Consider the following 13,688-nt stretch of genomic DNA (forward strand, 5'->3'; position numbering starts at 1 on the left):
TATTTTAAAAGATGATATTCATCTATTTATTATTGATTCGGATCAATCATAACTGACGAATTATTACTTTCAAAATTTACACTTTGTTCAAGTTCTTTTTCTTGGTTTGCTTTCGATTTACGACTATCTTTTTTATTGTTAATAATGATTAAAAAGATGATACTTATGACTGCATAAATACCGCCAAAAACAAGTCAAATATCAGCAAAATTAAAAGTGCCAGTATCATGTCATGGTAAAAAGATGATATCTCTTACGCCTTTAAACGGCAAGAAACGATCAACCATATTGCCCATAGCACCAGATGCTATTAAAGCAAAAGCAGGGATCACTACACGATAAGTTTTGTCCTTGACTAGTGCACTAAAAGTTAAAGTAAAAATAATTATAATAAAGCTAATAGTGTGTAGCCCTGGGATACTAAGGCCTAGTTCTAAAGTTGTCCCACGATGCAGCAATGAGCGTACTCCAATAAGTTTGCTTTGATAAATAACAGTAGAATCAGCTACAAATTTATTACCAGCCACATCATATTCCGATCATCTAAAAAGCAGCTCTTTAGTTGCAAAGTCAATTAAAAAGAAAGTAAAAAATACACTTAGATAAATTAGAAGATTCAAAATGACTTCTTTGGCTTTATACTCTTGTCAATAGGCTTTTGTGAAAAAAGCAATTGGTTTTTTTTCTTTAGTTTGTTTGTTCATTAACCACCTCTTTACATCTTTGACAAAGTTCAAGATCAAAGTCAAAGTTTGCACGTTCAAAATGATTTCAACATCTTAAACATTTATAAGATACTAACTTTTCAACCTTAAACTCACTGCCAAATGTTACTTTAGCAACCATTAAAAGTTTAGTCAAATCCAAACTCTTAATGAAATCTGATGGAGTTTTCAATGTTACATGAGCCTCATTTTGACGTTTCATTAATTGTAGTTGAATTTTTTCTTCAATTGCTTTATAAACTTCGTCTTTTAATAAAAAGAATTCCTCTCATTTTTCTTCTAATTTTTCATTTGGTGTAGAAAGTTTTGGAAACTCCTCTTCATGAATTGAGCTTAGTTTATTAGGAATATTTAAATATGAATAAATCTCTTCGCAGGTACTTGGCATAATCGGAGCAAAAGCGATTGTTAGTACTTTTGCAATGCTAGCTAAGACAAATTGTACTTGACGACGTTCACTGTCATTTTGTTTGTTTAAATATAGGATGTCTTTAACAATAGAAAGATAATAGCTACTTAGATTAATAACAAAATTGTTAATTAATTTAATAACAGCAACAAAACGATAGTCTTCATACGCTTCTATAATCTTATTTGTCAGGTTTTGAAGTCTATTAAACATTAGTTCATGAATTGAGCTTAGCTTCACTTCGCTTCAATCATAGTCACTAATTGAACCCAAAATAAATTTCATTGTATTTCTGAATTTGCGATAAATTTCAATGTTTTGTTGCAAAATCTTATCATCAATTGAAATGTCATTAGTGTATTCAGAATTGGCAACTCATAATCTTAAAATATCAGCTCCATATTTATTGGTTATATCTAAAGGATCAATAACATTTCCTTTGGATTTAGACATTTTATTGCCTTTGCCATCTAATAAAAAACCATGTGAAAGTAAAGCTTTAAAGGGTGCTTTATTTCTTCAAATAACTGAATTTATTAATGAGCTGTTAAATCAACCACGATATTGATCACTTCCTTCAAAATAAAGGTCAAATGGAGCCTCGACATTGCCGGGTTTAACGGAAATAGAAGTCGAACCAGAGTCAAATCAAACATCCATAATATCTTGTTCTTTAACAAAACCTTTGCCTTGATATTTTTTAGGAAGTAATTCATCTGCTGATTTTTCGTATCAAATGTCTGAACCATATTTTCTAACTAAATCAATAACATGATCAAAGATTTCTTCTTCAAGAACAGGCTGTTTATTTTTGTCATAGAAAACAATGATTGGAACACCTCAACTTCTTTGACGAGATATACATCATGATTCACGATTTTCTAGCATGTTTAATAAACGTTTTTTTGATCACTCATTGTAAGTTTTAACTTCTTTTAAGGCATCCGTTAAATTACTTTTAATTGATTTAAGTGAAACGAATCATTGTGGCGTGGCACGATAAATAATTGGTTTATGAGTTCTTCAATCATGTGGGTATTGATGCTTAATTTTCTTAAAAATAATTAGATTTCCATTAGCTTCTAGATATTGACCAATCTTAGGATTAGCATCATCATAAAATATGCCCGCTCATTGTAAACCGTGTTTATTTAAAGTCCCATCATCCTCAACATGCATGATCGAATTAAGAGCATTTTTTTGACCAATTATAAAGTCATCTTCGCCAAAAAGTGGAGCAATGTGAACAAGCCCTGTTCCCGATTCTAAAGTAACATGATGACCTAAAACAACTGGACAAATATTTTTGTTAAGCGGACTTAAATAGTTTAGCGAAAGGAGTTCTTTTCCTTTGAAAGTTTTTAAAATTTTTCAATTTTCTCATTTACCCTCAGATGCTACTGTTTCAACAAGTTCACTCGCTATTATAAAATTGCGATTTTTTACTTCAATTAAGGAGTAATTAAATTTTTCATTAATAGCAACAGCGGCGTTTGCTAGCAGCGTTCAAGGAGTAGTAGTTCAAATTAAAAGACTAGTGTTTTTAGGAAAAATTTTATTGTTTTGCAGTTCAAAAGCAACATAAATAGAAGGTGAAACATGATCGCTGTATTCGACTTCAGCCTCAGCAAGAGCAGATTGTGAAGAAGGGGATCAATACACCGGTTTGAGATCTTTATAAATTAGTCCTGAAAGAATTTCTTTTTTAAAAAGTTCCAATTGTTTTGCTTCTAGTTCTTTATCTAGAGTAACGTAAATGTCTTGAAAATCAGTTAGCACTGCTAGTTTTTTGAATTGTTCTTTTTGGAGTTCAATTTGACTAAGAGCATATTGATGGGCAGCTTTTCTTAGCTCAACAATCGAATAGTCTTTTGCCGCTTTTTTAGCCTCGCTTAACATTTTATGCTCGATCGGAAGTCCATGTGTATCTCAACCCGCTACATAAGGACTAAAAAAACCTTGCATAGTTCTAAAACGAACAATAATATCTTTAATAATTTTGTTTAAAGCATGCCCTAGATGAATATTTCCATTTGCATATGGTGGTCCATCATGTAAAATAAAAGGTTTATTGCTTTTATTTTTCTTCAATAGTCTTTGATATAGCTTACTTTCTTCTCAATTTTTAATAAATTGTTTTTCTTTTTCGGCTAAATTGGCTTTCATTGAAAAATCGGTTTGTGGCATTAATAAAGTGTCTTTATAATCTTTTTTAGTTTCCATAATTGACTCCTTTTTATTTTCATTTTGCTTGATTTTCAAAAGCTATTGTTTTAATCTGCAATTTTAATCAGTTATTGATTGTTTATTATATCTTTAATTAATTAATTTTTTCTTTAAAAGTCAAGTGTGCTTTTATACTTTGCCTGTTAAAAATCAATTTAAAAATCTGATAAGTTTCATTAATCTAAGCAAAAGTTTTAAAACAAAATAAATCTGAACATAGATGAGAGAACGATCTATGCAATTGTTAATGTAAATCTGGTACACATATTTTATAATTTTAGTAGATGCACTCTGTGCAAATGAAATTACAACAAAATGATGAGGAACAAAATGAAATTAAAAGCTTTAACTCGAATTGCTGATACTTTTTATGCACCTAACGCTCTTGTGGGAAATATTAACCCACAAATGGTTCAAAGAGTCTACACTCAAGACATTAAATGAGAAGATGGCATAGTACCAAGAATAAAACCAAAAAATATCAACAGATCAGAAATAGAAAAAACTGCTAAAATACTAAAAAATACTTTAGAAAAAAATAAAAATGTTATTGAAAAAATTGCCGGTTCTTCAGGGCTTTATCAAAAGCGATTTGAAGAATTGACAGATAATGAAAAAATATCCTTGTTCAAAAATTCAATAGATTCTTTACCATTAAGTCCAGAACAAAAAGTGGAAATGGACAAAAAATGAATGATCCTGAATTTGTAAAGAATAATATGAAAGAGTTTTTGGATAAAACTGTTGAAAATATTATTAATCAGAAACGTGAAACAAATTTTTGGACCAAAAATTTTAATTTAGAAGCAAAGAAACAAATCGAAATTTTAAAATCTAAAAATTACTACATAAATGATGATAAAAGTAATACTTCAAAATTGATATATGCTGAAATACTCCAAATTCAAGAGATGCTTGGAGAATATCATGAAAAAATCAAACCTCTGTTTGATGAAATTGGACAACTTACCAAAGTATTAAAAGGATTTAATATTGCGCAAATTACTATTGGCGTTTTAATAGCCGGACTTGCAATTTCCAATTTTTTTCTGGCAGGAACTTTGACGCCACTTATAGCTGCTCTGGGAGCTCTGTCAACAATATTAGGAACTATTCAAGTCTGGCTTGCCACCACAAGAGATTATTTACTAGAAACAAAAGAAAAAGTTAAAATAGTAATGAAAGGACTAAAAACATTTGCAAAAGACAGAGCAATTGAAGCTGCCTTAAAAAAATTAACTGATATTTTAATGAGAAAAATGGCTGCTACAGGTGTTAAAAATGTAAGTAGTTCAATAAGCAATTTGATCGGAGCGGGCATTATAATAGGTGTGAACACTAAAGAATTACTTGATAAACAAATTAAAAATGTGGAAATGAAAGTATTTGAAAAGACAAAGTATTTAAACAAAAGGGTTGAATTATTAAGAAAAAACAGCAAATTTGTCGTTGTAAGTGAGACGCCTCAATACGGAGATTATAACGAAGGTGGTTATGGGGGCAAAAATCTTATATTCAGAAATTTAACCGAGGAAAAAGATTACACACTTGAAGATTTACTTGCTATGGATGAAAAATATTTATGAATGTTTAATTTAATAAAAGTTTACGATAAAAATAAGGGGTGATATGTAAAAACAAGACCTAATAAAATGATTGAAGACAACTTAGGTTAATGTTTATAACTAAATTTATAAAATGTTCTCTGTTTTCGCTATTAAAAAATATTGAGTGTAAAAACGTTTATATGTCAATATGTAATTAAAATTGATTTTGGATACTTAAAACACTTGCATTATCAAATATGGCGTTACATTTTGTTATAAATCTTTAGTTTAATTTTCATAAATTTTATAAAATAATCCATGAAAAGCAAAAATTTAGAACATATAAGCAAAATTTTAGGCGATTTAATGCTAAGAAATGTCATTCACGTCTTTATTTATTTAATACTCATCATGTGAGCTAGAAAAAACGTTAATAATTCACTCAATTTATTGAACAAACGCAAAGGATAATAAGATAAATAATTATGAAATATCTGAAAATAGCTAGTAATTTAGACTGAGTGCTTTGATGCATATTAATTGTTATATATATTATCTTTAATCGTTTAACAGTGTGTGGTTTTTCAAAAAATTATTTCAAAATAAGAGTGCATGGTAGTAAAAAATTTTTAAATATTTATTTAATGTGAACCATTTTTTTCATTGTTTTGATAGATGCGTTTTTTGTTTTTTATTTTATACTTCTTATCTATTTGTTTGAAATTAAAAAATATTCATATTATTCTTTTTTCTTCAGAAATTTAATTGCAGACGCATTATTAACGATGCTTATCAATATCATTTTATTTTTAGGTATTAATTTGGTTAAAAAATATAAAAAAAACCGATTTCATTATCCAAAAAGTGGAATGTTTGGTTTATGATTAAATGGATTACTTTTTAGTAAAGTGACTTGATGATCAAAAATGAGCGATTTTGATGAAAAAATAATACGGGGTCGATTAAAAGATGAAATTGAAAACATAAAAACTTTAGATGATCTTATTGGTTTACTTAGCATTATTGAAGAAAGTGAAAAAAAGTGAAAATCAAAGTTTAATAAATTTTGATACGACAAAATGTTGTTTCATATTTACGAAGAGAAATTCGATAAAATAACAATTGAAAGTTTCTTTGATTTAATAAAAGAGTTGGATCGAAAAACAAATGGAGTTTAAAAAAATAATGAATTATTTTGTTATTATCAGCATGCCTTTTTGGGTCTTTGCATCCGTGGAACTTGCGATATATCTTATTTTTTATCTCTTTATTGTCTATGGTTTTTCAAAAAATTATTTCAAAATCAGGATTCGTCATGATAAAAAATTTTTAAATGTTGGCTTGAATTTGACTATTTTATTTTTAATTGCGACAAATGTATTTTTCATTTTTTTATTCGTGTTTTTAATATATCAAATAATATATAAAAATGAACTTTATATTTTTGTTTATCTAGCTTTAGACGTAGTAATAGAAACTTTGATTAACATCATTTTAATCTCGGGGATATATATAATCAAAAAATATAAAAAAGATAGGTTTTATTACCCTAGAGGTGGTGCATTCGGCAGTATTTTGATTTTTTTATTATCATGACGATTATTTATTTGACATAAAATGACTGACCATGAAGAGAAAATAATACGAGATCAATTAAAAGATAAAATTGAAGACATAAAAACTTTAGATGACCTTATTGGTTTACTCAGTATCATTGAGGAACGCGAAAAAAAATGAGATCTAAAAATTAATAGATTTTGATACGACAAAGTTATATATAATGTTTACGGTGAAAAATTCGAATGAACAACGATCGATAATGTTTTTGCAGCATTAAGCAAACATCAAGTTGATAAAAACGCAAAAGAAAATTAAAAGATAATATAGTTTTATTTAATGTAATAAATAAATATTAATAAAAAAATAAACCAAACTATAAATTGTGTACAAACACAAAATATAGACTTGGTTTTTTATTTAATTTGTTAACGCTTTTTATTTTGGAGTGCCGCTTCTAAAAAGGTGGGAAATAATTTGCCAACATTTAAAGGGCGGGTTTTGTATTCAGGATGATATTGAACACCAAAGTAAAATGGATGATTTTTAAGCTCAAATGTTTCAGCTATTTCTTTAGATTCATTAAAAGAACTAAAGTGAGCATTTTCGTCGCTAATTGCTAAAGCTATATCATAAGAAACGAAATAGCGATGTTTATGGCGTTCTTCAATTTGCTCTTTATTATAGATTTTTTTAGCTTTAGTATTAGGAAGAATATTTATTTTTCGAGAACCAATACGCACATGGTACTTATTTTCATCAAATCCAAAAATCTTAGTAGTTACAAAGAAAGCATCTTCATCTAGATCTCTAAATTCAATACTATTTGCATTCGGTTTTATTCTTCTTGCTTGTTCAACTGCCATGGCACTAAAACCTAAGCAAATTCCTAAGGTTGGAAGATTACTATCACGAGCAATTTTTGCAGCAAGAATTTCATTTTCTCACCCTTCTAAACCACTACCTGGTAAAAGCACAAGTCCATGTACATTTAATAAAATATTTTTAAGTTCATCTTCATTAATCTTGGTTGTATCAATTCACTTAAAATCAACATTAACATTTTTAGCAACTGAAGCAAAAATAATTGACTGAATAATTGACTTATATGAATCAAGGAAACTGACATATTTGCCGCACATAGCAATAGTAATTTCCTTTTTATTTTTGTTTTTTAAGGAATTTACAAATTCTTTTCATTTAGCTAAATTTACTTTGCTACGAGCTTTTATATTTAGATGTCGACAAATAATATCAGCAACATTTTTAGTATCTAAATAAAGAGGAATTTCGTAAATAACATCAAAATCAGGAACATTAATAATATTACTTTTATCAAGAAATGAAAACTTGGCAATTTTAGCACTGATATCTTCGCTAATAGGCATGTGCGATCTTAAAAAAACAATATTGGGGCTAATGCCTAAACTGCGTAATGTAGCAATAGAGTGCTGAGTTGGCTTTGATTTAAATTCTTGAGAAGATTCTAAATAAGGGACAAAACCAGTGTGAATGAAAAAGACATTTTGAGGATATAAATATTTTAGCTGTGCAATACCATAGAAATAAGGATTGCTTTCGAGATCTCCAACTGTGCCGCCGATTTCAATAATTGCAATACCAGCTTGATATTTTTTTTCAATGTTTAAAATAACATCTTGGATTTCATTAGTAAAATGTGGAACCATTTGAATTGTTTGCCCTTTGAAATCACCATTATTTTCTTTTTCGAGCAATTTTCTAAAAAGTTTCCCTGATGTAAAAGAAGAGTCGCATGTTAGATTTGTGTCCATAAATCTTTCATAGTATCCAAGATCTAAATCAGTTTCTGTACCATCATCAGTAACAAAACACTCTCCATGCTCAATTGGTGAAAGAATTCCAGGATTAGCATTTAAATAAGGATCAAGTTTCATTGAAAAAACTTTGAAACCTCTTTCTTTTAGCAAATATCCTACTGAAGCCGCTAACACACCTTTGCCTAATCCACTAACAACTCCACCAGTAACGAAAATATATTTTGTATTCATTGGTAAAATCACCTCACGATTTTTAAGTCTTTTTATAATAAAAAGGATAACAAAAACTAAATAAAGAAGCATAAAATAGTTACTTGCAAGTTACTATTTTTATTTGAAAATTACTTTTTATTGAAATTGAAGCACTTTTTTTATTTTAGATTGTTTAGATAGCTTAATTTGCTTAACATCTTCTATAATTTATAGTAGTTTAAAATTAAGTCAATATTTTTAAAAATAATGCGAGGAAAACATATGAATAAAAAGGTTATTTTAACCGTTATTGATGGATTGGGATTAAGAGATGAAGTGCAAGGAAATGCTTATTTACAAGCTTCGCATCCAACTTTCGATTTGCTTTTTTCATCATGTCCCAATAGTGTACTTGAAGCTTCGGGCGAATTTGTAGGACTTCCCAAGGGGCAAATCGGTAATAGTGAGGTTGGTCATTTAAATATTGGGGCAGGTCGCATTGTTTATACAGGTCTTTCTTTAATAAACAATGCCATTGATACCAAGACTTCTAAAGACAATGAAGTTTTATTAAAAGCAATTAAGGACACTAAAGAAAAAAATAAAACTTTACATTTAATGGGTTTGTTAAGTCCTGGTGGAGTGCACTCCCTAGATAGACATTTATTTGAAATTTTAGATATGGCATATGAAAATGGACTTAAAAAGGTAAGTGTACATATTTTTGGAGATGGAAGGGATGTTAAACCTCAATCAATTTACGATTCTTTGGAAACATTAAAGCAAAAAACTAAAACGTATGGATATAAAATTTCATCAATTGCGGGGCGTTTTTATGCTATGGATCGCGACAAGATGTTTGAACGTAATCAAAAAAGCTATGATGCTATTATTGGCAAATCATCTAACGTGATTGAAAGTTTAGATAAATATATAGAAGAACAATACCAAAACAAAATTTATGACGAATTTTTTGTGCCAGCTCAACTTAAAGACGGGCTTTTTGTTAAAGAAAATGATTCTATTATTTTCTTTAACTTCCGCCCTGATCGTGCAAGACAACTCTCACACATGTTTATAGGTTCTTCTTTATATGACTATCAAGTGGAATCTAAAGTTAAAATTGATCATTTTGTTTCACTAATGAAATATGAGGGAATTAACTCAGAAGTAGCATTTGAAGAAATGAAGGTTAATATGCCGCTTGGTGAAGTTATCTCAAAAAATAACCTAAGACAAATTAGAATAGCAGAGACGCAAAAATATGCTCACGTAACCTTTTTCATGGATGGTGGCATCGATATTCTTTATCCATTAGAAGAAAGAGTGCTAGTTGACAGTTTGAAAGTGGATTCTTTTGCTAAACATCCCCAAATGTCTGCTAAAGAAATTACCGATGCTTTATTAGAAAAAATAGACGACGTTGATTTTGTGATTATGAACTACGCTAACCCCGATATGGTGGGTCATACTGGCGATCTAAAAGCAACCATTAAAGCAATTGAAATTTTAGATGAACAGTTTAAGCGTATTCAAAAATATGTTAGTGAAAACGAAAAGAACGTCACTTGATTCATCACCGCTGATCATGGCAATGCTGAAATCACCGAGGATGAAAATGGCAACCCCGCTACTAAACACACCACAAGCCCTGTAATGTTTATTTGCAGTGATAAAACTATTAAATTAACAAATGGTAAACTAGCCGATGTTGCGCCAACTATTTTAGATTATTTAGGAATTGTAGCTCCTAAGGAAATGACTGGTAAAAGTTTGTTAAGCGAAAGCTAATACCTTTATTAAAAAGCTAATTTCATTGATGTGGATTTAGCTTTTTTTAAATCCATTTTAACTAGCAAAGATATTAAAAATGATTCTAATCATTAGACAATAAATTGATTTAATTTCACATAATCGTTTTTGAATTTATCTTAATATAAAGTGAAAAATTCATTTTTAATATCAAAAATAATCAAAAAGGAGAAAATATGGAAAAACGAGTTATTGAAATTTCTGAATCTAATTACACATATTTATTTTTAAATAATTTAGTTGTTAATAAAGATGGCACAAAAATAACAATTCCTACTTCACAAATTGACACCGTGTTATTTGAAAATGATAAACTAACAATCACTTTGCCATTGATTAATGATTTGGTAGATCACGGCATTAATATCATAGTTTGTGGAAGAAATCATATGCCAAAAGCGCAAATAATTCCGTTTCAAGGATATTACAATGCAAAAATTTTGCAAAAGCAAATCAAATGAGATAACGATTTTAAAGAGCGTGTTTGACGACGAATTATCAAACTAAAAATTAGACAAACGATGGTAATGTTAGAACATCTTGCAATTTTAAGAGATGATGACAAAGTTAAGTTAGAAGATTATGCAAATTCAGTTAAAGCTTTTGATATAACGAATTGCGAAGGACATTGTGCTAAGCTAAATTTTAAAATACTATTTGGCGAAAAATTTGTTAGAAAAACTAATACAATGGAAGATACTTATAATGCGTATTTAAATTATGGATATAGCGTGTTACTTAGCTATGTTGCTCGAGCAATTTGTAGCAAAGGATATGATAATCGTTTAGGAATTTTTCATCGCAGTTATAGCAACTTCTATCCCTTGGCTTGTGATTTAATGGAACCTTTCCGTTGCATCGTTGAATCACTAGTATATAAGCATGTGCGTATTAGCCGCGGCGAGCCTAACTTTCAAGAATTTAAAGAAGAGTTATTTACAATCTTTTACAAACATTTTAACTGCCAAGGTGAAAATTTAATGCTTATTGATTGCATCGATAAATTAGTTGTCTTAGTTTTAAGTGATCATGATATTAAAGGACCTTATTTTAATTGAAGTGCAGAATAGATTTATGCGAATTATAGTTATGTATGATGTCTCTTTTAAAGACGAAAATGATACAAAAGAATACACAAAATTTTATACTTCACTCCAAAAACTTGGTTATTATCGAATGCAATATTCAATTTATGCAAAAACAATTTCCACTCACACTAAATATCCTTATGAAAAAGCTAAACTTATAAGCATTTTGCCAAAGAACGCCAATGTTAGAATACTTTGTATAAGTGAACAGCAATATCAAGGTATTGAAATTCTTCGCGGCAGTAAATCCCTAAACGAAAAATACAATGACAATGAAAGGTATATTAAATTATAATGATGATAATTAGAACCAATCCTGAATGTGAAAATCCTAATTTTAAAGGAATTGTGACGATTGCCACAAGTGATAGTGATGCTTTTTTAAGAGAACTTTATTTGTGAGAAATAAACAATAATGATAATGCGGCATTTTCCATCGAGCACAAGGATATTTATCTAAAGGATTGTTTTATTTTTAGCCAATTAACAAAAAGCTATGAACTTTTTAATTTAAGTGCCAAAAATTTTTTAACTAAGAGGATTTACGATGATGAGTTATGAGATGATAGTAAAGTCATTAACTTTAGCGTGCTTGAAAAAATTTGTGAAAATATTAACGAAAATATCGAAGAAGATTTTTTGAGAATCGAAAGCGACTTTAACAAAATGCTAAAAACATTTTTCAAAGTTAATGAAACTTCCTTACTGACAAGAGATCTATTTTTCAAATGGCTAGAAAACTACGACGAAGTTGGCCAAAAAGTAGTTATTCTTAAAAACCTCCCTTGGGTGAAAATAGAAGATCTGGTTCAGTATCTCGATAAATTTGTTTTTATAATACTAACCGATAATTTTTTTGATAATTGCATCAGGTTTGAAGCTTTAGAAACATGTGCTTTTTGAGAAAAAGGTAGACTTGTGTTAGTGCATAGTTTAAATGTAATTATTAACTGAATAGAAAAGAAAATTAATAAAAATATTGACTTGCAAGAGGAAATAAAAAACATATTTAATTCCACTTTTGATGGAGAAAAATTATTTTTTAACTTAAAGAGCGAAGTTTTCTCGTAAAATGGCACTTTTGGACTGTACAATTTTTATATAGAGTAAAGTATTTAATAGAACAATTAAACCTGATTATATACTTTTGGACTGTACAATTTTTATATAGAGTAAAGTAAATTTGTTATCTAATAATTCAGCGATATTACTTTTGGACTGTACAATTTTTATATAGAGTAAAGTTTAACATAATCTTCAATGGGGACAAACTCCACTTTTGGACTGTACAATTTTTATATAGAGTAAAGTATGCCATGATGATGTAACCTGTTGGTCTTAACTTTTGGACTGTACAATTTTTATATAGAGTAAAGTATTGGGAACAGCAAGAACCATAAAAATGCACACTTTTGGACTGTACAATTTTTATATAGAGTAAAGTAAATATCTACACGCTCTAAGTACTGCTTTAACTTTTGGACTGTACAATTTTTATATAGAGTAAAGTTATTTTCAGTTCAAATTTGCTTAATACCTTACTTTTGGACTGTACAATTTTTATATAGAGTAAAGTTTAGCGAACTTGGTAGTAAGACTAATAGACTACTTTTGGACTGTACAATTTTTATATAGAGTAAAGTAATTCAAAGATGATAACCGTAAAAAATGAGACTTTTGGACTGTACAATTTTTATATAGAGTAAAGTATTAACTTTTGTTATGCTGTGAAAACCGTAACTTTTGGACTGTACAATTTTTATATAGAGTAAAGTTCTTAACCTTTCAGTTAATTCTGCAATTTTAACTTTTGGACTGTACAATTTTTATATAGAGTAAAGTATTTATAATAATTTTCATGCGTAAATTCCTACTTTTGGACTGTACAATTTTTATATAGAGTAAAGTTGATAGTATTGTGACATCAATCATGTAATCACTTTTGGACTGTACAATTTTTATATAGAGTAAAGTTCATTTTGATTATATACTTGCTTCGGCATAACTTTTGGACTGTACAATTTTTATATAGAGTAAAGTTAATGATAATAACGATTATGATCTAGTTGTACTTTTGGACTGTACAATTTTTATATAGAGTAAAGTTCAGCCAGAATTGTTTTTTAGTCAATCAGTACTTTTGGACTGTATAATTTTTATATAGAGTAAAGTCCAGCCAGCATTACTTTTTAGTCAATCAGTACTTTTGGACTGTACAATTTTTATATAGAGTAAAGTTGATAAAACCAGTGCAAAATTGATTGGATAACTTTTGGACTGTACAATTTTTATATAGAGTAAAGTTCGAAGTTTTCAAAATAAATCGCTCTGCC

Annotated in this window: 11 protein-coding genes and 1 CRISPR repeat array (1 of these 12 running past the window's edge); of the genes, 8 read left to right on the plus strand and 3 right to left on the minus strand. The window is 28.8% G+C overall.

The features are described 5' to 3' along the window. Window positions 1-29: 29 nt before the first annotated feature. Window positions 30-704 carry a signal peptidase II gene (locus EXC42_RS02135; protein WP_012498340.1) on the minus strand — a complete coding sequence of 225 codons (675 nt, stop codon included), beginning with the start codon at window positions 702-704 and terminating at the stop codon, window positions 30-32. Then, window positions 688-3,357, minus strand: a complete 2,670-nt coding sequence (gene ileS, locus EXC42_RS02140; protein ID WP_012498341.1) for an isoleucine--tRNA ligase — start codon at window positions 3,355-3,357, stop codon at window positions 688-690. The genes EXC42_RS02135 and ileS overlap by 17 nt, the downstream gene beginning before the upstream one ends. A gap of 333 nt (window positions 3,358-3,690) precedes the next feature. Here ileS and EXC42_RS06235 point away from each other — a divergent pair, with 333 nt between their 5' ends. The 4 genes from EXC42_RS06235 (at window position 3,691) to EXC42_RS06245 (ending at window position 6,782) form a co-directional block, all read left to right on the plus strand. Then, window positions 3,691-4,071 (plus strand): hypothetical protein, encoded by a 381-nt coding sequence (locus EXC42_RS06235; protein ID WP_012498342.1) that lies wholly within the window; start codon window positions 3,691-3,693, stop codon window positions 4,069-4,071. Continuing rightward, entirely contained in the window at window positions 4,050-5,036 is a 987-nt protein-coding gene (locus EXC42_RS02150; RefSeq protein ID WP_012498343.1) for a hypothetical protein, read from the plus strand. The genes EXC42_RS06235 and EXC42_RS02150 overlap by 22 nt, the downstream gene beginning before the upstream one ends. A 356-nt stretch (window positions 5,037-5,392) precedes the next feature. Next, complete coding sequence (locus EXC42_RS06240; RefSeq protein WP_232032087.1) at window positions 5,393-6,085, plus strand: hypothetical protein; 693 nt, start codon at window positions 5,393-5,395, stop codon at window positions 6,083-6,085. A 7-nt stretch (window positions 6,086-6,092) separates the two neighbouring features. Continuing rightward, the gene (locus EXC42_RS06245) at window positions 6,093-6,782 is read left to right on the plus strand and encodes a hypothetical protein (RefSeq protein WP_012498345.1); all 690 of its coding nucleotides are present in this window, start codon (window positions 6,093-6,095) and stop codon (window positions 6,780-6,782) included. A 110-nt stretch (window positions 6,783-6,892) separates the two neighbouring features. Here the strand turns inward: EXC42_RS06245 and EXC42_RS02165 are convergent, their stop codons facing one another. Next, complete coding sequence (locus tag EXC42_RS02165; RefSeq protein ID WP_165169455.1) at window positions 6,893-8,494, minus strand: CTP synthase; 1,602 nt, start codon at window positions 8,492-8,494, stop codon at window positions 6,893-6,895. Window positions 8,495-8,737: 243 nt separating this feature from the next. Here EXC42_RS02165 and gpmI point away from each other — a divergent pair, with 243 nt between their 5' ends. The 4 genes from gpmI to EXC42_RS06250 all read left to right on the plus strand — a co-directional run bounded on the left by gpmI (window position 8,738) and on the right by EXC42_RS06250 (window position 12,426). Continuing rightward, the gene (gpmI, locus tag EXC42_RS02170; RefSeq protein WP_012498347.1) at window positions 8,738-10,246 is read left to right on the plus strand and encodes a 2,3-bisphosphoglycerate-independent phosphoglycerate mutase; all 1,509 of its coding nucleotides are present in this window, start codon (window positions 8,738-8,740) and stop codon (window positions 10,244-10,246) included. Window positions 10,247-10,443: 197 nt separating this feature from the next. Next, window positions 10,444-11,337, plus strand: a complete 894-nt coding sequence (gene cas1, locus EXC42_RS02175) for a type II CRISPR-associated endonuclease Cas1 (RefSeq protein ID WP_012498348.1) — start codon at window positions 10,444-10,446, stop codon at window positions 11,335-11,337. Between the two features lie 4 nt (window positions 11,338-11,341). Then, the gene (cas2, locus tag EXC42_RS02180) at window positions 11,342-11,650 is read left to right on the plus strand and encodes a CRISPR-associated endonuclease Cas2 (RefSeq protein ID WP_041914104.1); all 309 of its coding nucleotides are present in this window, start codon (window positions 11,342-11,344) and stop codon (window positions 11,648-11,650) included. Further along, window positions 11,650-12,426 carry a hypothetical protein gene (locus tag EXC42_RS06250; RefSeq protein WP_012498350.1) on the plus strand — a complete coding sequence of 259 codons (777 nt, stop codon included), beginning with the start codon at window positions 11,650-11,652 and terminating at the stop codon, window positions 12,424-12,426. The genes cas2 and EXC42_RS06250 overlap by 1 nt, the downstream gene beginning before the upstream one ends. 6 nt (window positions 12,427-12,432) lie before the next feature. Then, window positions 12,433-13,688: a CRISPR direct-repeat array (repeat unit 36 nt; unit sequence ACTTTTGGACTGTACAATTTTTATATAGAGTAAAGT) (it continues 833 nt past the right edge of the window).

The sequence above is a fragment of the Metamycoplasma arthritidis genome (genome assembly GCF_900660715.1).
In the GTDB taxonomy this organism is placed as follows: domain Bacteria; phylum Bacillota_I; class Bacilli_A; order Mycoplasmatales; family Metamycoplasmataceae; genus Metamycoplasma; species Metamycoplasma arthritidis.